Annotated in this window: 21 protein-coding genes; 10 read left to right on the top strand and 11 right to left on the bottom strand. The window is 34.8% G+C overall.

The genetic code is table 11. The annotated features are described in order from the left end of the window. Positions 1-28 precede the first annotated feature (28 nt). Entirely contained in the window at positions 29-1423 is a 1395-nt protein-coding gene (locus tag DNU06_RS05205) for a 1-acyl-sn-glycerol-3-phosphate acyltransferase (protein WP_146239155.1), read from the bottom strand. Positions 1424-1460: 37 nt separating this feature from the next. On the opposite strand from DNU06_RS05205, the gene DNU06_RS05200 reads away from it, so the two are divergent. After that, positions 1461-2021, top strand: a complete 561-nt coding sequence (locus DNU06_RS05200) for a sigma-70 family RNA polymerase sigma factor (RefSeq protein ID WP_111062167.1) — start codon at positions 1461-1463, stop codon at positions 2019-2021. Beyond that, a complete protein-coding gene (locus DNU06_RS05195; RefSeq protein ID WP_111062166.1) occupies positions 2014-2244 on the top strand; it encodes a hypothetical protein in 231 nt (76 codons plus the stop codon). The genes DNU06_RS05200 and DNU06_RS05195 overlap by 8 nt, the downstream gene beginning before the upstream one ends. 3 nt (positions 2245-2247) lie before the next feature. Here DNU06_RS05195 and purB read toward each other — a convergent pair whose 3' ends face one another. Both purB and gap read right to left on the bottom strand, forming a co-directional pair. Beyond that, a complete protein-coding gene (gene purB, locus DNU06_RS05190) occupies positions 2248-3597 on the bottom strand; it encodes an adenylosuccinate lyase (RefSeq protein WP_111062165.1) in 1350 nt (449 codons plus the stop codon). A gap of 42 nt (positions 3598-3639) precedes the next feature. Next, on the bottom strand, positions 3640-4632 hold the full coding sequence (gap, locus tag DNU06_RS05185) for a type I glyceraldehyde-3-phosphate dehydrogenase (RefSeq protein WP_111062164.1): 993 nt from the start codon (positions 4630-4632) through the stop codon (positions 3640-3642). 105 nt (positions 4633-4737) lie between these two features. Here gap and DNU06_RS05180 point away from each other — a divergent pair, with 105 nt between their 5' ends. After that, the gene (locus DNU06_RS05180; RefSeq protein WP_111062163.1) at positions 4738-5361 is read left to right on the top strand and encodes an NAD(P)H-dependent oxidoreductase; all 624 of its coding nucleotides are present in this window, start codon (positions 4738-4740) and stop codon (positions 5359-5361) included. 10 nt (positions 5362-5371) lie between these two features. Here DNU06_RS05180 and DNU06_RS05175 read toward each other — a convergent pair whose 3' ends face one another. Then, entirely contained in the window at positions 5372-5611 is a 240-nt protein-coding gene (locus DNU06_RS05175; RefSeq protein ID WP_111062162.1) for a hypothetical protein, read from the bottom strand. 345 nt (positions 5612-5956) lie between these two features. Between DNU06_RS05175 and DNU06_RS05170 the strand changes: the two genes are divergently transcribed. Then, entirely contained in the window at positions 5957-7561 is a 1605-nt protein-coding gene (locus DNU06_RS05170) for a T9SS type A sorting domain-containing protein (protein ID WP_111062161.1), read from the top strand. Between the two features lie 164 nt (positions 7562-7725). Then, positions 7726-7929, top strand: a complete 204-nt coding sequence (locus DNU06_RS05165) for a hypothetical protein (RefSeq protein ID WP_111062160.1) — start codon at positions 7726-7728, stop codon at positions 7927-7929. 18 nt (positions 7930-7947) lie between these two features. On the opposite strand, the gene DNU06_RS05160 is transcribed toward DNU06_RS05165, so the two are convergent. The 4 genes from DNU06_RS05160 to DNU06_RS05145 all read right to left on the bottom strand — a co-directional run bounded on the left by DNU06_RS05160 (position 7948) and on the right by DNU06_RS05145 (position 11522). Continuing rightward, positions 7948-9225, bottom strand: a complete 1278-nt coding sequence (locus tag DNU06_RS05160; RefSeq protein ID WP_233502958.1) for a type II toxin-antitoxin system HipA family toxin — start codon at positions 9223-9225, stop codon at positions 7948-7950. A 3-nt stretch (positions 9226-9228) separates the two neighbouring features. Further along, the gene (locus DNU06_RS05155; RefSeq protein ID WP_111062158.1) at positions 9229-9546 is read right to left on the bottom strand and encodes a helix-turn-helix domain-containing protein; all 318 of its coding nucleotides are present in this window, start codon (positions 9544-9546) and stop codon (positions 9229-9231) included. 476 nt (positions 9547-10022) lie between these two features. Then, positions 10023-10793 (bottom strand): rhomboid family intramembrane serine protease, encoded by a 771-nt coding sequence (locus DNU06_RS05150; RefSeq protein ID WP_111062157.1) that lies wholly within the window; start codon positions 10791-10793, stop codon positions 10023-10025. Between the two features lie 72 nt (positions 10794-10865). Then, entirely contained in the window at positions 10866-11522 is a 657-nt protein-coding gene (locus DNU06_RS05145) for a metal-dependent transcriptional regulator (RefSeq protein WP_111062156.1), read from the bottom strand. A gap of 362 nt (positions 11523-11884) precedes the next feature. Between DNU06_RS05145 and DNU06_RS05140 the strand changes: the two genes are divergently transcribed. The 5 genes from DNU06_RS05140 (at position 11885) to DNU06_RS05120 (ending at position 15276) form a co-directional block, all read left to right on the top strand. Then, positions 11885-12271 carry a hypothetical protein gene (locus DNU06_RS05140; protein ID WP_111062155.1) on the top strand — a complete coding sequence of 129 codons (387 nt, stop codon included), beginning with the start codon at positions 11885-11887 and terminating at the stop codon, positions 12269-12271. Between the two features lie 65 nt (positions 12272-12336). Then, the gene (locus tag DNU06_RS05135) at positions 12337-13290 is read left to right on the top strand and encodes a YHYH protein (RefSeq protein ID WP_233502957.1); all 954 of its coding nucleotides are present in this window, start codon (positions 12337-12339) and stop codon (positions 13288-13290) included. 19 nt (positions 13291-13309) lie between these two features. After that, positions 13310-14044, top strand: a complete 735-nt coding sequence (locus tag DNU06_RS05130; protein ID WP_111062393.1) for a YHYH protein — start codon at positions 13310-13312, stop codon at positions 14042-14044. Next, positions 13986-14639, top strand: a complete 654-nt coding sequence (locus DNU06_RS05125; RefSeq protein WP_233502967.1) for a toxin-antitoxin system YwqK family antitoxin — start codon at positions 13986-13988, stop codon at positions 14637-14639. The genes DNU06_RS05130 and DNU06_RS05125 overlap by 59 nt, the downstream gene beginning before the upstream one ends. Further along, on the top strand, positions 14617-15276 hold the full coding sequence (locus DNU06_RS05120; RefSeq protein ID WP_111062153.1) for an SCO family protein: 660 nt from the start codon (positions 14617-14619) through the stop codon (positions 15274-15276). Before DNU06_RS05125 ends, DNU06_RS05120 begins: the two co-directional genes overlap by 23 nt. A gap of 8 nt (positions 15277-15284) precedes the next feature. On the opposite strand, the gene DNU06_RS05115 is transcribed toward DNU06_RS05120, so the two are convergent. The 3 genes from DNU06_RS05115 to pepT all read right to left on the bottom strand — a co-directional run bounded on the left by DNU06_RS05115 (position 15285) and on the right by pepT (position 18475). Then, complete coding sequence (locus DNU06_RS05115) at positions 15285-16052, bottom strand: tRNA pseudouridine synthase A (RefSeq protein ID WP_233502955.1); 768 nt, start codon at positions 16050-16052, stop codon at positions 15285-15287. Then, a complete protein-coding gene (locus DNU06_RS05110; RefSeq protein ID WP_111062151.1) occupies positions 16053-17084 on the bottom strand; it encodes an NAD-dependent epimerase/dehydratase family protein in 1032 nt (343 codons plus the stop codon). A 143-nt stretch (positions 17085-17227) separates the two neighbouring features. Then, a complete protein-coding gene (pepT, locus tag DNU06_RS05105) occupies positions 17228-18475 on the bottom strand; it encodes a peptidase T (protein WP_111062150.1) in 1248 nt (415 codons plus the stop codon). Between the last annotated feature and the right edge of the window lie 22 nt (positions 18476-18497).

Below are 18497 nucleotides of genomic sequence, written 5' to 3'. Positions count from 1 at the left end.
AGCTTAAATATTTGGAGACTAACTAGTTTTAATGCAAAGATATGTCTGCAGTAATCAGTGCAGCACATTTTTCTCTTTCTTTTTTTAATTTCTCGAGCTTATTTTTATCTAAACCTGCCAGTTGAAGCGTTTGTTTAAAATATAGGGCATACCAATATGCTACTACGCCAAAAGGTGGGACTATGAATAGGATGTAAATCCAAAGGATCCAAGTGTCCATTAGGTCGAATGCATAATTTAGAAATAAGCAGAGTAAAATGTTAAACAAGGCAAGTACTACATACCCCATAATTAATTTTATACCACTCCAAAACACCCTTCTTTTAAATGTTTTTTCTGTAAATCGCTTCACAAATAAATATGGGATAAGGTGGTGAAAACAACCGATTAAAAATATCGGTAGACAAACGAGTAGTAATAGTCCCCTTAAAAATAGGTTTGGTTTTTTTCCTTCACTATAATCTAAAACCCATTGGTCTTCAATTTGTTCTTTTTTTAATAGCTTAAAATAGCTAGATAAGGTAGATTTTAAAGTGATCCATTTTGGGTCCTCTTCCGAATAATTACCATTTATAAAAGTCGCTAACTTTTGACTGTAACGCCAGCGTGTCTCAAGTTTAATGCGCTCATCAGATTGGTGGTGTGCAATTCCTTTTTTTGTAATGGATTGAATTTGATTATGTAATACAGTTAATTTTTCATCTTCCAAATAGGTCAATTGTTCTTGGAGATTTACCGTAACCATTTTAGTGATTTTAGTAATGGTTTTGGCTTTATTTTTTATGTATTCGGCTTTAAAATCTTTTAAGTGAATAGGTTTTGAATTAGAGACTAATACTTCTGAACGAAATTCGTTTGGATCCGCATAATTAATACCCGAAGACTGAATTTTAATATCCAGTTTCCAATCATTTGCCTCCATAGCACCGAATCCAATTCTAGCAGGTCCTTTTTTTAAAGATTTTAAGCTTCTAATAAATACGTCATCCGTATAGCCTTCTCCAAATATTAAAATAGATTTTTTCTTTCGAAGTAAGTTATAAACTTCTTGAAATACTTGTTCGTTTTTTTCTGCAGAATCGGCACCATTTTCTTTGGTTCTAAATATCGGAATCATATGTGCTGCCCATGTAATAGGTCGTAACCAAGTCTTGAAAATATCTCCTCTGGTTAAAAAAAACAAAACTGGACGTTGTAATTCCGCAATTACCCATGGATCCATAAAAGCACTGGCATGGTTGACAACAAAAATGGTTTGTTCGTTGAATTTTTTAGGCGCATTGACAGTTTTTCTTCTTTTAAAGAATAACAATATTGCATAGGAAATTAACACTTTTAATAAGAAGTACAAAGGTCTCATGGTGGCAAATCTATAAAAAATCGGTATAAATGGGATGCCAAAGTTTGGATAATTAAATGCCAAAGGTTTTATTTTTTATCCTTATTATTGTTTTTGAAGCATGAAATTAGAAAAAACGACAATAGACACTTCTCAATGGGTGCAGGAATACGCCGATTATTTATTTAATTTTGCACTATCCCGTTTAAATGATGAAGATTTAGCAAAAGACCTTGTTCAGGATACTTTTATAGCTGGTATGCAAGGGTTGAGTAACTTTAAAGGAAATAGCGCGGTGAAAACTTGGTTGGTCTCTATTTTAAAACGTAAAATTATTGATGTTTGGCGTCAAAAAGAGACGAGGAAGACAGATACTTTTTCCAGTTATTTTAGTAAAGGTCCCTTAGGAGAAGGTTGGCTTGAAAACCACCGACCGAAAGGAAGGATTTCGGAAATTGAAGAGGCCATGGAAAATGCAGAGTTAAAGACCGCAATATTTGGATGTGTACAAGGTTTACCTGAAAAGTATAAGACTGTTTTTATGGATAAAATGGTGGATGAAAAAGATTCTGAAGAAATATGTAAGGAGCACGATATTACTGCGTCAAATTTCTGGGTAATAATACATAGGGCTAAATTGCAAATGCGAGAATGCCTTGAAAAAACATGGTTCAATGATTGATTGTAAAAAAGCAGCACTGTTAGTAGAAAAAAAGAAGTATGTCAAGCTTCCATTTTTTTCTGTTTTTGGTTTAAAATTTCACATGTCAATTTGTAAAGATTGTAGACATTATGAAAATGATAGTAAAGCCATAGACCATCTTATTAAAATGGTCTATGACAATTCTGCAAAGCTTTCCGAAGAAGAAAAGCAAAAAATGATAGAGAAATTACAAGAAAGGTAGGTTTTACTCTACTAACTGTATACCAGTGTAGCTTTGAGGTGTAATGGTTTTCAATTCAGCTCTCAAAGCATCTGTAACGTCAAGGGTGTCAATAAAGTCTTGTATGCTTTCTTTGGTGATGGCAGCATTGGTTCTTGTCAATCCTTTTAACATCTCATATGGTTTAGCAAATCCTTCTCTTCTTAATATCGTTTGAATCGCCTCAGCAACAACTGCCCAATTATCTTCCAAGTCTTTATTGATTTTAGTTTCATTGATCAATAATTTACTCAATCCTTTTAAGGTTGACTTAAATGAAATGATAGTATGAGCAATTGGGATTCCAATATTTCTTAAAACGGTGGAATCAGTCAAATCTCTTTGTAATCTTGAAATTGGTAATTTTGCGGATAAATGTTCAAACAATGCATTTGCTATACCTAAGTTTCCTTCTGAGTTTTCAAAATCAATAGGATTTACTTTGTGTGGCATTGCGGAAGAACCAATCTCTCCTTCTTTTAATTTCTGCTTGAAATACTCCATGGATATGTAAGTCCACATGTCACGGTTCAAGTCAATTAAAATGGTATTTATTCTTTTCATGGCATCAAACATACTCGCTAAATTGTCGTAATGCTCAATTTGTGTCGTCGTTTGACTTCTGTTGATTTTTAAAATATCATTCACAAAGTTATTGGCAAATCCAACCCAGTTTTCATTTGGGAATGCAATAAAATGTGCGTTCATGTTTCCTGTAGCTCCACCAAATTTAGCGGAGTAAGGCACTGAAATTAATTGTGCCTTTTGAATATTCAACCTTTCTACATATACATAGATTTCTTTACCCAAACGAGAAGGGGATGCTGGTTGACCATGTGTTTTTGCCAACATTGGAATGTTTTTCCATTCTTGGGCATATTTGTAAAGTAATTCAATCACTTCATCCAAAATCGGTAAATATTCGTTTTGAATTGCATCTTTAAGGGATAGTGGAATAGCAGTATTGTTGATGTCTTGTGAAGTCAATCCAAAATGAACGTATTCTTCGTATTTTTCAAGTCCTAATTCATTCAGTTTTTCTTTTACCAAATACTCCACTGCTTTCACATCATGATTGGTCGTACGCTCGGTTAACTTTACTTTCTCTGCATCTGCAAGGGTAAAGTTCTCATACATTCCTCTTAATGCGGCATATTTTTCTTTTGGAAAATCAGCCATAATTCCTACCTTTTGCTCTGCAAGGGCAATAAAGTATTCTACTTCTACTAAAACACGGTATTTTATTAAAGCAAATTCTGAAAAGTAATCTGCTAAGTTTGCTACTTTGTTTCTGTATCTACCGTCAATAGGTGAAATGGCTGTTAATTCGTTCATGGTTTTCAAAAATTAAAAAGGCAAAGATAAGCATAAATAAATTTATCCAACTTTTTTAACCAAATCAAGTAAGCGATTGGAGTACCCTGCTTCGTTATCGTACCAAGCTACCACTTTTACCATTTTACCAATAACGGAGGTCAATAAACTGTCAAATGTAGTAGAATAGGGACTTCCAATAATATCTCTCGACACAATTGGGTCTTCCATATAGTATAGTAAGCCTTTTAAATCATTTTTTGAAGCACTTAAAAAAGCAGCATTAATTTCTGCTACCGTCAATTGCTTATCCATGATAAAGGTCATGTCAGTCAATGATCCATCCGGTACAGGTACCCTAATGCCGCAACCACCCATGGCACCTTCTAGCTCTGGAAATATTTTTGTAATGGCTTTTGCTGCTCCAGTAGTTGTAGGTACAATCGATTCTGCTGCTGCTCTTGCTCTTCTTAAATCTGCATGTGGTGCATCTTGTAACCTTTGGTCTGAGGTGTACGAATGTACGGTGGTGATAAAACAACTTTCGATTTGGCCCAATGTCTTGATTACTTTGACTAGTGGTGCTGCCGAATTTGTAGTGCAAGAAGCATTGGATATAATATCTTCTTTGCCAGTTAACACATTTTCATTTATGCCAATCACTACGGTTTGAATACTATCGTCTTTTGGTGGCGCACTTAGGATTACCTTTTTTGCACCAGCTTGTAAATGTTTACTCGCTAAAGGACGAGTTCTAAATAAACCAGAACATTCTATTACTATGTCTACGCCCATTTCTCCCCAAGGAATGTCTCCAGGATCTTTAAATTGAGTCATTTTTATGGGATGATTATTTATAATTAAATGCGATTCATCATGGGCTACAGCACCATCAAATTGCCGGTGAATAGAGTCGTATTTAAATAAATGTGCCAAAGTAGCTGCGTTTGCCAAATCATTGATTGCTACAATTTCAATTTCTTGGTCTGCAATTGCTAATCTTGTGAAGTAACGGCCAATTCTGCCGAATCCATTAATGCCTATTTTTATTGCCATGGTTTTTTGGTATTTTGTTACCACTAAATTACTGCTAAATTTTAGTTTGCTTTGAATTTTAGGTTAATTTATTTCGAAGTATCTTTGTCCACAATAAAGCAAATTATGAGTTTAATTGAGCATTTGAGATGGCGCTATGCGACCAAAAAATTCAATCCGACTAAAAAAGTAGGTGCAGGGGAATTAGAAATTTTAAAAGAAGCCATTCGTTTGGCTGCTACTTCTTATGGTTTGCAACCTTTTAAAGTTGCTGTGATTGATGATGCATTACTTAAAGCCGAATTGCGAAAGGCCGCCTACAATCAATCGCAAATTAGCGACTGCTCTCACCTTTTTGTTTTTTCTCATTTTACCGCTTTGAATCCTCAATTTATTGATGATTATATTCAACTGTGTGCCGAAAAAAGGGAGCAAGACCATGACTTATTGAAAGGATATGGTAATTTTATGAAAACAACCTTGGGTAACTTCAATGAACAAGAGTTGCACAACTGGTCCTCGAAACAAGCTTATATTGGTATGACCAATTTATTGATGGCTTGTGCCGAATTACGCATTGATGCTTGTCCGATTGAAGGATTTGAAGCTGAAAAATTCAATGAAATATTGGACTTAAACCCCATGGATCTATCCGCTTGTGTGATTGTTTCAATTGGATACCGAGCAAGCGACGATCCTGATCAATTTATGAAAAAGGTGCGATTGCCAAAATCAGATTTGTTCATTTAATTAACTTGCTTTATGCTACCGGAGTTAGACTTTGAATTTTGTCTAATCGCAACCTAAAATCATCCGTACCAATTAAAAACTCTTCTTGGTTTTTAGTTTCAAAGGTCTTAATCTGAATTTCTTTATTGGCTGTTTTCCCATTTTCATCTAGGTAAACTAGTTTAAGTTTTTTACCCAAAGTGGCATAGGCTTCTAACTGATCGTAATACGAACAAGCTATGCTTTTGTACGAATCTTTTTTTACCGACATGTTGGAATGGTTTTGAATGATAAAGATAGGTGTTTTTGGGTCAATAGTCAATAGTTATTAGTCACTAGTCTATTGCTGTTAGTAATGAGTAAAACTATTTTGACTTTCTGCTGATGCTTGTTTTGTGTTTGTAACTGCCGAAATACAGTTTAGATAAATGAAATGCTATTTAAAATGCTTGGACCGCTATGTTGTGTGGTCTGAAAAGGGATGCATAATTAGCATTTTTGAAGAATCTAATAATTAGCCAAATTGAAGTATGTACAAGCCCATACAATTTATCAGGCGCTCTTTCCCATTGTAATTCAGTGTTGTATTTGTTTTTTAATTGTAAATTTACTCATCATGGGTGTTAAAATTCTTTTATTGTCAATTTTTTGTAGCTCAGTGCTATATGCCCAACCTATCAACGAAAGATATCAATTAGGCGTTCAAAACACTATTTTTGGAAGTGTCATAGTATTAGATTCAGGATACATTGTTGCTGGGTTAAATGGAATGGGGACTGCTTTTGGATGGAAAGGTTTTTTCACAAAATTTGATTTAAATGGTGATACCTTAAAAATGAATGAGGTGAGTTCAGATACTATGGGCTTTGATTTTGCTTTCCACACTGATTTAATAAGAATTAAAACAAATAAATTTGCATTATTAGCAACCCTTATTATGCCTAATCGACAATGGGGTTTTCAAGTTAACATAATTGATAGTTCTGCCACTATCGAATTAAATTCTAATATATTTAATATAACTGATAATACATTCTATTTTGTTAATAGAAGTGTAGCCTTGTTAGAATCAAATTTAGATGATAGTTATACAGGCTTAATGTCTGTAGCAAATGAAAGTTCACTGACTACTAATATTCTATTGGTAAATATCTCAAATACTGGCGTCTTAAATTGGTTCAAAATAATACCAGCACCCAACCCAAATGAGTTTCGATTACTTATTCCAAGAAGTATTGTTCAAAAATCCAATGGAAATTATATTATTGGTGGTTTTATATTTAAAACATCAGGTCCTCCTAATGAAGAAAGGGCTCATATTCGTATTTTAGAAGTCGACACTATAGGAAATGTCATTCATACTTTTACAGATACCACTCATCCTATGGATTTAGGCGGAGAAGGTTTAACCTTAACAGTTGATGGTGATTTGATATTTGGACGATTAAGAGGTTTTTGGGATACACAGTATAATGGGTGGAGTTCTAATGCACAAATCGTTTGTTTAGATAGTATTTATCAAGAAAAATGGGTGATCGAATATGGAGACAGTTTGAATATTCCTGCAGAATATAATGAAATATTACCAATTGAGAACAATGAATTTGTTGCTGTAGGAACAATATACAATTTAACCGGTAAAGCAGGAAGCTTAATGAAATTTAATGAAGAAGGTGAAGTATTATGGAATCGCTCATATATTAAAATACCTCGACTTTCGAATCCAAATATTGTATATGGCAATCATGAACTATATGATGTAGAAAGAACCCCAGACAGTGGATTTGTAATGGTAGGTGAAGCAAGGAATTTTGCTAATCCAAACGAACCCATGGGCCAATTGGGATGGCTGGTAAAAACGGACAAACATGGTTGTCTAGTACCAGGTTGCGAAGAGTTTGATAATCCTTCTCCAATTGATACCAGCACTGTGGAACCAATTGATACAGTAATCACTCCAAAACCAACCCCGGCACCTAAAATTATAGTTTACCCTAATCCAGTTCAAAACGAATTAAACATTTATTTTGCAAGCGAAAGTCTTGCCTTAAATGCAACTGCTGCTTTGTACAGTTCAAATGGGCAAATAGTTAATCAATGGCCAATAGCCAATAATTTTATAACCTATATCCTAGATGTGTCGGACTTGGCAAGTGGGGTTTATATTTTAAAAATCATCAATGGAGCAGAGGTGGCTACCCAAAAAGTAGTTGTGGAGTGATGATAGAAAAACCATAGCTTGCATCATTGTGTTTTAATAACCGTTCTTCAACTAAATCGCTTGTTATTCCCGTATGAAAACGGTCTAAAGTTTAACTATGGTTGATACAACCCTGTACATGAATAAATTGCACAAGGTGTTTTTTAATTGTAAATTTACACAGCATGGGTGTTAAAATTCTATTATTGTCAATTCTTTTTACTTCAGTGTTATATGCTCAGCCTATCAACGAAAGATATAAATTAGAAGCTCAAAACACTATTTTTGGAAGTGTCATAGTATTAGATTCAGGATACATTGTTGCTGGGTTAAATGGAATGGGGACTGCTTTTGGATGGAAAGGTTTTTTACACAATTTGATTTTTTAGATGTTCAATTCAATTCTTTTAGTAACCAATTGCTTTAAATGCTAATGCTTTTAATTCTTGTTCTGCCCGTGAGATTCCGTACTTATTGGCAAGGCTTCTCCAATTCTTAACTGAGTTGATCACGGTTTTTTTAATTTCATTAGCCTTTTCTTCTGTGAGTCGAAAGAATTGATGTACTTCCATAGTAAGATCCAGGTCTAGTGAGTTATCATTGGCAGAGATGTTCAGCTTTAATCCTGAAGCTGTTTCTACTGGATTAATATCATATGCTGGTGATAATAACCAGCCTTCCTCTGAAAGAATAAACCCGTGGTTTCTCAAGTGGTCATCTGTATTTGAAACACAAATACTAAATACGATTCTTCTCCATAGTTCTTCCAGATCACCATTGACATTGGCGCCATTTTCAGAAATAAACTCTGCCAACTCTAAATAGCTAATTCCTTTTTCATGATCATCTCCATCTGTATATCCAAGCATGGTCATTGCTGAAGCGAAGTGTATTCTGGTTCCATCTGGTTTTCGATCAAACCGTTTAGTTAGAAATGTATGATAGTTAGATGAGAATTTTTGTGCTTTCGATTCTGCCATTTTTATACCTGCTGCAATGGCAAGTTCATGTGTAACAATTTCCCAACCTCCTGTGTCTCCTTCATCATTTTTGCTAGGAAACTTAGCAATCCAAAGGCTGCCATCTTTTGCCACTATACTTGCTTTGGGTCTGGCTCCTCCCAATGATGCGCCAGGAGCCACAAGCATACTTAGCCATTTTAAATACTCTGGATCGTCTATAATGTCATCTTGCTCTAATTTTAAGCTTATATTTTCCAATTCCGCTAGAGTAGTCCAAGGTGGACTAGCTTGTGCTTTGTTGTCATTTAAGAAAGGACCTAGTTTATCAAGTTTGAAACGTAAAGCTCCCATTCTATGCCCATCAAATACGCCTAGAAGGTAATCTGTAGCAAAAAGTTTTTGCTCTGTTCTTTCTTCTTTTCTGGCCAATGCAGCTTCTCTTCTTCTCATAAGGAGGCTCCCCCAACGGTCAGGGGAGGAGTCCAAAAATAGTCCAAAGTTTGTTTTATCACCAGTTAGATGTTGCTTTCCTGCATATAATTGTAATTCAGGGTCAAGCAATTGCCCATTGTTTGACTGTAACCAATCATTATCGTATTCGAATGAAAATATTTCTTTTCCCTTCAGTCTTTCGGAAACTAGCTCTCCCATAATCATAGGTTCGGGCATTCCTTTCCAATGTGCATAAACGTAAAGATGTCTTTTGTTAGTTGTTTTTGCCATTTTCTATTTGTTTCGTTTTGGCGCTCTTTCCTTGGTTATTAATTTTGCATCTTGAAGCTTTCGACCAAGTTCATCATCTTTTGCTAGCATTAAGAAATCTTCTCCTAGTCGAAGTACCATCATTACTTGTAAGTAAGCACCAATACTTACTCCTGGATCACCTTTTTCAATATGATAAAGAGTCGTTCTTCCAATATTTGCACGCTCTGCGACTTGCTCTGCACTAAGTTTTCTTCTTAAACGTGCTAGTTTAATATTTTCACCAACTTCGACTAATATTTTCCTCGCTTTTGGCAGTAAAACTATCTTTTTGTTAGCCATAATGTTTGTATATACATGCAAATGTAATTAAAATTGTTCGTATTTACAAACGTTATTTTGATGATTCGTGTTTTGTTCGCTACATTGTATAGAACTGATAGACGAAAATATAATTAGATTAATTATCTTAAATAGGTGAATAACGAGGATCAACATATTGTCCCCAAGGCTTATCTTAAACACTTTTGCTCTGAATCTACGCCAAATAAAGTTTTTAGATCCAAACAGATTAGTTACACGGATTAGTGGAGTAATCTTGGCTTAAAACATATTAATTCTTTTTGTAACGCGAGAGATTATTATGAAGTTCATGAAGATTTAGCGAGAGAAAAGAAAATTAAACCCAATAGCAAAGGAATGTCTTTTTTGTTTTAGTCCTTTCGTTTATCATGTTGCTTAAAAAAATAGTGCATCATTTTCTAATCACTGCACATTCGCCTTGAAATAAAATCATAGTTGTAGCTAAGAACTAACAATTAACTTTTCTTTTCTTCATCTTTGTTCACCTTCACCTTAAACTGATATACAATATTTAAAGGGTCGGTTGAGCTGTGTGGATGAATGACAGTATGTGGAGCCGGAGTTTCAGGGATTTTCCAATATTCTTCTCCCAATTGACTTTCCAAACGCTCCATTTCATCCGCTAATTCCTCTTCAATCTCATATCGGTATTTAATGGGTTGTGGCAATTGTTTTCTAAAAAGAATGGCCAGTATGGCGCCGACAAAAAATCCAAAAAAGTGTCCTTCAAATGAAACACCCGGTGTCAGTGGGAAAATACCCCAAATTAAGCTGCCATATAAAAATATAACCAACAAGGAGATGGCTGCCACGCTTAGGTTTTTAGTTAAAAATCCACAAATCATTAAAAAGGAAGTCAAGCCGTAAATCACGCCGCTCATGCCAATGTGGTAAGAGTCTCTTCCAAAAATCCAGACCAATAATCCTGTCCCTAAAAATAGGATGATAAATACCTTGAAGGCAATGTTTCGGTAATTATAAAATAATAACCAAGTAAGCACAAATGCAGGGATGGAGTTATTGAAGATATGAGAATAACCATTTGTGCTGTGTATAAACGGACTGGTGATAATGCCCAATAAGCCACTAAAAGTTCTTGGTTTTACACCGTATTTATATAAATCTAAATGAAAAATAGTATCGTATCCGAACACCAACCACATTAAACCGACTAAGCCCAATGCTAATGCAAGTGTAATTTTTATTATTTTATTTTGTGAATCCATTGTTCGACTTCAGATTGCAAAAACAAAGCCTGATTAAATTTACTGACAAAAAGACCGTTCAGCTAACGTTTGTTAAATCAATTCTACTAAAAGACAAGCAGCAGCTTGCTGACTGAGAACAGTACTTTTTCCATCTTTAAAAAGTAAATGAATGCTATTGTCAAATTGTTCTTTTTGAATTACTTTCATTTCTGTGCCTAATTTTATCTCTTTTTTATTTAAAAAGAAAAGTAAATCTTTAGAGCTGTTTTTTAAGGCAGATAGTTTTACTTTTTGTTCGGGTTCAATAGATAGTAAAGAAAGGAAAACTCTTTCTTGCACCTTACCATTTTTGTCAGGTATTGGTGAACCATGTGGATCAGATGATGGAAAACCTAATATTTCATCCATTCTTTCAAAAAATTTGTTGGAATTTAAATGTTCCAATTCTTCTGCAATATCATGCACTTCTTCCCAACCAAACCCCATTACTTTCGATAAAAACATTTCGGATAAACGGTGTTTTCTTACAATTAAAGCACCTAATTTTATGCCCTCATTAGTTAGGGTGATGGGTTTGTACTTTTCATAGTCTACCCATCCAAAAGCGGCCATTTTTTTTACCATATTATTAGCGGTGGGTGTACTTATCTTCATTTCTTTTGCCAAATCTGTTACCGAAATGGTTTTGTTTTTTTGATGTAAAAAATAAGCTGCTTTTAAGTAATTTTCCTTAGTTGGACTCGACATTAAATGGGCGGTTTTAACAAATATAAAAAAAAAGACCTACATAACATGGATAGATTAATCTAGCTTCTTAAAGTTGTACAACCATAAATATTAGTTAATATAAAAAAATATGTTTCGAATTTTTCACCTTTGATTATAATTGTGGTTTTTGTCTTGGTCTATAGTTAAAACCTAAATATATAGCAATAAATATTTTTTATCTGTTTTATATTCACTACCTTACAGGTAGATTAAAATAGAATAGTGACATTTGAACGGCCTAAATTAAGCAAGTTACCTTACGTTGCTTTGGTCATGCGTGTTTTGGTCGTCAAAATTTATTCTGTATTCTATTTTTGTTATTTAATTATACTTAAAATCAGATGGGGTTGAAATATAGTTTTATATATCCATTTTCACATTGGCTTTTAACATTGATTATTAGTCCTTTTATTGTTATGATGGTGAGTGATAGTCCCTATTTAAATAATATTGGTGCGGTGTTTATAATGATGCTTTTTGGCTTGTTATATTCCTTGCCAACTTTTATCATTTATATCATAGGTTTTTTTATTTTTAAAAAGTACAATATCAACCTATTTATATTGAAAACTAGTCTGATTTTCACCGCATTAATTGGCATGGTATTGACCATCTTATTATTGTTTGACCAAGATGAGTTCGTATTCATTGTTTCTTATGGAATCATTATTAATATACTTGGACTTATGTTACCAATTTCAAGAAAAAAAGACTTGGTCAAAAAATAATTTATAATATCGAGAAGGATTTTGTTTTGTTTGTGGTCTAACTTTTAAATCAATTTATTTAAAAGATGAAAACAGACATAAAAATAAAAGCTATAGGAATGCTATTGATGGGTACATTTTTTATTACAGCATGTGATAAAGCCTGTGAAGAAATGACATATTATCAAGATGCGGATGGGGATGGTTTAGGGAATGCTGCAGTGACTATTCAAGCTTGTGAGCAACCTGATGGTTATGTTTGTGATTATTCAGATACGGATGATAGCAATGTGACAGTGGTTGACAGCACTGATGATTCAAGTGGCATGCATAAAGCTTTTGCAGCATTCGATTCTGATAATTTTAACATCTATGTGGATGGAGATGAAATTGTAATAGAGTCTAATGGTTTGCCTAACCATACTTCACCTTATTGGTCAAATACAACGGCAAGAACAGCGACAGATCCTATGGGGAATACCTTAGTAACGGCAGCAGCAAGTGAAAACCATGCATTGTTTGTCGAGCCTACGGTGACCAGCTATGCACAAATGGCACCAGGGAATATTGATGACTTTAATGGTATGTATACTTTAAGAGTACCTATCACCCCAAGTTTAGCGGCTGTATCGAGTGCTACAGGACTAGGTGCAATTGGTATGGCGATTAGTGGGGCTATGATTTATAATGATGAAGAAGGACCGAACGTACCCTTGGATGATGCAGTAGGATCATTAGATTATACCGCTGCCCATACAGGACCTCAAAGTTACCACTATCACTTGGAAACTAAAGCTTGGTCGAATGATGATGAAAACTTGATTGGAATTATTGCGGATGGGTTTTTCTTATATGGTAGAAAATGTAATGCTACGGGTACTTACCCAAGTGATTTAGATGTTTCGGGTGGACATACTAGTGTTACGCAATACAATACTACAGCAGCGTATCATTACCACATTCAAAATGAATTATACTTGAATCAATATTATATTTTATTCCCTGGGGATTATCAAGGAACCCCTAATGCAATTCAATAACCCTTTAAATTCAAAAATCATGAAAATTACTGTATTATTCGCAAATTTATTACTTATCGCAACGGTTAGTTTTACAGCTTGTAAAAAAGATAATGATGGCACACTTCACGCTGCATTTGCAGAATTTGATGAAGACAATTTCGATATTTCTATAGATGGTGATGAGGTGGTGATTGTATCCAACGGTTTGCCAAATCATACTTCCCCATATTGGTCGAGTTCACACGCGCTTTTTGTTGCGCCAACGGTGACCACTTATGATGAAATGGCCCCCGGAAATATTGATGATTTTAACGGAGAATATACTTTAACAGTTCCTGTAAATCCAGAAAAAGCGAGTAATTCATCTACAACTGGACTGGGTGCAATAGGTATGGCAATTAGTGGTTCTATGATTTATAATGATGAAGAAGGACCGAATGTTCCCTTGGATGATGCAGTAGGATCATTAGATTATACCGCTGCCCATACAGGACCTCAAAGTTACCACTATCACTTGGAAACTAAAGCATGGTCGAATGATGATGAAAACTTGATTGGAATTATTGCGGATGGGTTTTTCTTATACGGTAGAAAATGTAACGCTACGGGTACTTATCCAAGTGATTTGGATGTTTCGGGCGGACATACAAGCACGACTCAGCATGCAACGGAAGCTGAGTATCATTATCATATTCAAAATGAATTATACTTAAATGCATATTATATTTTATTTCCAGGAAATTATCAAGGTACACCAAATGCGATTCAGTAGTTTTTTTTTGTTCATTGTTTTTAGCTTGTTTGGTTGTCAAAATCAACAAGGAGAAGCGCATTTAGTAAAAGAGTCAGTAGCTATTGTTGTTGCTGACTCTTTATTAAAAAGAAATGTGAAAAATGGTAGGAAGACTTATGCAGGGGAAGAATTTACGGGTATTGCAGAAAAGTATTATCCTAACCAACAAATTGCAGAAAGTGTACATTATTTGTCTGGTAAAAAGCATGGTGAAATGACCAAATGGTTTCCAGATGGTAAAATAAGTTTTATAGCCCAATACCATCATGGGAAAAAAAATGGTGCGGTGATTTCTTGGTGGGTGAATGGAAATATGCGTTCAATGGCTAATTTTGATGAAGGGGTGCCAGATGGGGTACAAAAACAGTGGTTTCAAAGTGGTGCTAAGTTTAAAGTGTTAAATTTAAACCAAGGCAAGGAAGAAGGTCTTCAACGGTCTTGGAGAGAAAATGGGAAGTTATATTGCAATTATGAAGCAAAAAATGGTCGGATTTTTGGACTAAAACGTGCAAATTTATGCTTTCAATTGGAGGATGAAAATATTGTGTTAAATGAAAAGGATTCTATTAAATAGTGTATTGGTTTTGCTGTTGTTTGCTTGTTCAAATAAAGCAGCAAAAAAAGTAGTGGTCCTAGCGGAATTGCCTTTTTATGAAGATGCAAGTTTTACCCCCGTATGGATGAGTTTAGAGGACCCTAAACTTAAAGAATTTCATGCAATAAAATCATTTACATTCACGAATCAAAATGGGGAAATAATTAATGAAAAAACTTTTGAAGGAAAGGTGTATGTAACCGATTTTTTCTACACGACTTGTCCTGGTATTTGTCCCAAAATGACCACTAATATGAAAGTGGTCCAAGATGCTTTTCTTACCGAAGAGGACGTTTTATTATTGTCGCATTCTGTCACGCCTGAAAAAGATAGTATTGCACAATTAAAAGAATACGCGCAAAATAAAGGGGTAGTGGATGGGAGATGGCATTTAGTGACAGGTGATCGAAAAACCATTTACGATTTGGGTAGAAATACCTACTTTATTGAAGAGGATTTAGGGCTAGAAAAAACAGAAGATGAATTTTTGCACACAGAAAACTTTGTCCTTATTGATCAAAATAAACACATTCGAGGTATCTATAATGGCTTAAATAAAGCTTCAATAGCACAGTTGATCAGTGATGTAAATATTTTGCTAGAAGAAGGGAAATAAGTTTTTTTTCATGGCATTATCTCTTGTAAAATTAAAGCAGAACCAGCAGCAATATTTCTCACTGGTATTTCATCCATTGGAATTAAAGAGTCTTTAATGTCTTTTAATGTAATATTGCCCTTTCCTAATTCGAATAATTGCCCCATGATCAGTCGTACTTGATACCTCAAGAATCCTTGACTTTTAATGCTCAAGCAATAGGATTTCTCAGGGAAAAAATTGGCTGCGTAAAAAGTATTTTCTACAATTTCACAATGTGTAACTTCACGTGTTAAAATGGTATTTGCTGTCGGCTTTGAACAGTATTTAACAAAGTTATGCGTTCCTTCAAATAGCTTGGCTCCAACTTTCATTTTTTCAATGTCTAAGTGTTTAGGTTCATTGAATAAAATGGCTGCAGCAAATGGATGAGGTTTCTCACCAAAGGAAAATAAATAGATATAGTGTTTGTTGTTTTTTAAACCTAGTGGGTTGTAGCCGGCGGGCACCGATTTTAAACTTAATGCCTTGATGTCATTTGGTAAATTGCTGTTAAAGATTTCAATGAAATTTGGGTCAACAATTTCACGGTCAATATTCAAATAGAAATAAAAAGTATTGGCAGATACCTTTGCATCAGTTCTGCTCTCACCAAAAGTTTTAAATTTTGACTCAGGGAATAAAAACTCAAAAGTTTTGTCAACCATTCCCTGAACAGTTTTATACTTGGGTTGAAACATCCATCCCGAATAACGGTAGCCTAAAAATTGTATGTTAAAGCGATAATGAAAATTCAATTATATAATTTTTTGGGCACGCATTTGTTCTACCATGTCTATTACTGTAGTTTCAAAGGGAATGTATTCCATTTTTAAGGCCGTTTTACTTTTGTTGTTGTTCAACTTTAAGTGGTAACCTACATTGTTCTTTACAAACATTCTGGTGACACCAAACAAGCCACCAATTAAGCTCAATAGCCATTTTGGTGCAAACGATTTTGGTAATTTATAGGTGTTGCCATACTTTTTACTAATTACTTTTGACATGTCTAGAAAAGAAGCAACCTGATTGGATAGTATATGACGTCCTTCTGCCGTATGTTCTAGTCCGTATATATGTGCTTTAGCTATATCACGAACGTCTACAAATCCAAAATACAATTCAGGTGCGCCACTTTTGAATTTTCCAGTCAATAAGTCGGTTACTAATTTTAAGCTTTCTGATTTTGATTGGGTTGTTAAGGATGGTCCCATGACAAAAGCAGGGTTCATCACCACTAATTGCCAATCCGATTGCGCGTTGGCTATTTCCCAAGCTCTTTTTTCAGCCATCACTTTGGAGTAAGAGTAGGGTTGATGGTTCAATGAGCTAGAGGTGTTAAATTGGGCTTCCGTAAATTCTTCCAACCCCATATTTTCCATATCTACATTGTCGCCATGTATGGCAGCAACGCTTGAAGTAAGGACTACTTTTTTAACAGTGCCAGAGTGGTTGGCGGCACTTAAAACATTTTCGGTGCCCTTTACAGCAGGGTCAATTAAATCTCTTTGAGGGTCCTTTACATTTAAAATAAAAGGAGAGGCAAGGTGTGCAATTAAGTCGGCGCCTTTTGCCGGCGCATCAAAGCTTCCTGCTTTCATTAAATCAGCTTCCCAAATCTCAAGTGTACCAGGTGAATCATTAGCTATTTCAGTTAAAAAAGCAAATTTTTCAGGCTTGCTTTTATCTCTAACAGTCAACCTTACCGTATGCCCATTTTCTAATAATCCTTTGGTAACCCAAGATCCAATGTATCCGGTTCCACCTGTTACTAAAATAGTATGTTTCATCTTATTTCTTTTAAGTAAAACAAAGGTACATAAGAAATTTTGTTTTTATCAAAAGCGCCTTAGTCCTTCGTGTATAAAAAAATACCAGCTCAAAAAAGAACTGGTATTTTTATCAAATGTGTTAATTATTTTAAGAGTAAAATTTAGGCTTTTTCTTCCCAAATACTAATGATCTCAATCATAGTTTTTACTGCTTTTTCCATGTCTTGTACACTTACGTATTCGTGCTTAGAGTGAATAGCCATTTCTCCAGTAAATAAGTTTGGACAAGGTAAGCCCATAAAAGAAAGGCGAGAACCATCTGTTCCTCCTCTAATAATTACAGGTTTTGGTGTTACTCCAACTCTTTCCATTGCTTCAATAGCATAATCAGTAACAAAAGGAACTTCTTTAATAATTTCTTTCATGTTTCTGTATTGCTCAACCGCTTTAAAAGTCGCAGTTACTCCTGGGTATTTTGCAACCGTATCATTTAATAATCCTTCTAATCTGTTTTCGTATTCCACTAATTTGGAGGTTACGTGATCTCGGATGATGAATTTAATGGTTGTTTTTTCCATGATGCCATTTACAGAAACGGGGTGAACAAATCCCTCTCTGTTTTCTGTTGTTTCAGGACTCCATGCATCTTTTGGTAACTGATCGATAAAGTCGCTGGCAACTTTTAATGCATTTACCAATTTGTTTTTAGCATAACCAGGGTGTGCACTCACGCCATTTATTTCAATAGTCACCGCATCTGCTGAAAAACTTTCGTCTTCAATTGAACCCAAAGCACCACCATCTAAAGTATAGCCATAGTCAGCAGATAAGCGGTCCATGTCTAAGTGGTCAACGCCTCTTCCAACTTCTTCGTCGGGAGTAAATAATATTTTAATGTCACCGTGCAAATAAGTAGGGTTGTTCATTACGTAATGCGCATAGTCCATAATACAAGCAACACCCGCTTTGTCATCAGCACCCAAAAGTGTTAAACCACTGGCTGTAATAATATCGTCTCCAATTTTTTCGGCCAAGTAGCCATGCTTTTTACTGCTTACAATCTGGTTGTTGTCGTCTGGTAAAATTATATCAGTACCATCCCATTTTGGGTGTACAATCGGTTTAACATTTGTACCACTACAATCAGGTGCGGTGTCCATGTGCGCGCAAAAACAAATTTTTGGAATGTCATTTTTTGGCGAATTACTTGGAATGCTTGCAAAAACATAGCCCCATTCATCCATTTCAGCATTATCAATTCCAATTGCTTTTAACTCTTCCACCAAAACTTTTGCCAAATCTTTCTGCTTCATTGAACTCGGAAAAGTCGTTGAATTAGGATCAGCTGTTGTGTCAATAGTTACGTATTTTAAAAACCTGTCTTTTACAGTATGTTGGTAATTTTTCATGCGATAATTGTTTCCCACAAAG

It is taken from the genome of Putridiphycobacter roseus (assembly GCF_003234935.1).
GTDB classification, from domain to species: domain Bacteria; phylum Bacteroidota; class Bacteroidia; order Flavobacteriales_D; family Crocinitomicaceae; genus Putridiphycobacter; species Putridiphycobacter roseus.
Note: the sequence above shows the minus strand (reverse complement) of the source record. Positions and strands in the feature narration are given on the sequence as shown.

What these genes read in the sequence shown, in the direction of transcription:
- DNU06_RS05145 (WP_111062156.1), bottom strand. Translation starts at nt 11,522, where the DNA reads ATGTCGAGTCCAACTAAGGAAAATTACTTAAAAGCAGCTTATTTTTTA.
- DNU06_RS05170 (WP_111062161.1), top strand. Translation starts at nt 5,957, where the DNA reads ATGGGTGTTAAAATTCTTTTATTGTCAATTTTTTGTAGCTCAGTGCTA.
- DNU06_RS05160 (WP_233502958.1), bottom strand. Translation starts at nt 9,225, where the DNA reads ATGGCAAAAACAACTAACAAAAGACATCTTTACGTTTATGCACATTGG.
- DNU06_RS05195 (WP_111062166.1), top strand. Translation starts at nt 2,014, where the DNA reads ATGATTGATTGTAAAAAAGCAGCACTGTTAGTAGAAAAAAAGAAGTAT.
- DNU06_RS05180 (WP_111062163.1), top strand. Translation starts at nt 4,738, where the DNA reads ATGAGTTTAATTGAGCATTTGAGATGGCGCTATGCGACCAAAAAATTC.
- DNU06_RS05155 (WP_111062158.1), bottom strand. Translation starts at nt 9,546, where the DNA reads ATGGCTAACAAAAAGATAGTTTTACTGCCAAAAGCGAGGAAAATATTA.
- DNU06_RS05130 (WP_111062393.1), top strand. Translation starts at nt 13,310, where the DNA reads ATGAAAATTACTGTATTATTCGCAAATTTATTACTTATCGCAACGGTT.
- DNU06_RS05135 (WP_233502957.1), top strand. Translation starts at nt 12,337, where the DNA reads ATGAAAACAGACATAAAAATAAAAGCTATAGGAATGCTATTGATGGGT.
- gap (WP_111062164.1), bottom strand. Translation starts at nt 4,632, where the DNA reads ATGGCAATAAAAATAGGCATTAATGGATTCGGCAGAATTGGCCGTTAC.
- DNU06_RS05150 (WP_111062157.1), bottom strand. Translation starts at nt 10,793, where the DNA reads ATGGATTCACAAAATAAAATAATAAAAATTACACTTGCATTAGCATTG.
- DNU06_RS05200 (WP_111062167.1), top strand. Translation starts at nt 1,461, where the DNA reads ATGAAATTAGAAAAAACGACAATAGACACTTCTCAATGGGTGCAGGAA.
- DNU06_RS05140 (WP_111062155.1), top strand. Translation starts at nt 11,885, where the DNA reads ATGGGGTTGAAATATAGTTTTATATATCCATTTTCACATTGGCTTTTA.
- DNU06_RS05165 (WP_111062160.1), top strand. Translation starts at nt 7,726, where the DNA reads ATGGGTGTTAAAATTCTATTATTGTCAATTCTTTTTACTTCAGTGTTA.
- DNU06_RS05175 (WP_111062162.1), bottom strand. Translation starts at nt 5,611, where the DNA reads ATGTCGGTAAAAAAAGATTCGTACAAAAGCATAGCTTGTTCGTATTAC.
- purB (WP_111062165.1), bottom strand. Translation starts at nt 3,597, where the DNA reads ATGAACGAATTAACAGCCATTTCACCTATTGACGGTAGATACAGAAAC.
- DNU06_RS05120 (WP_111062153.1), top strand. Translation starts at nt 14,617, where the DNA reads ATGAAAAGGATTCTATTAAATAGTGTATTGGTTTTGCTGTTGTTTGCT.
- DNU06_RS05110 (WP_111062151.1), bottom strand. Translation starts at nt 17,084, where the DNA reads ATGAAACATACTATTTTAGTAACAGGTGGAACCGGATACATTGGATCT.
- DNU06_RS05125 (WP_233502967.1), top strand. Translation starts at nt 13,986, where the DNA reads ATGCATATTATATTTTATTTCCAGGAAATTATCAAGGTACACCAAATG.
- pepT (WP_111062150.1), bottom strand. Translation starts at nt 18,475, where the DNA reads ATGAAAAATTACCAACATACTGTAAAAGACAGGTTTTTAAAATACGTA.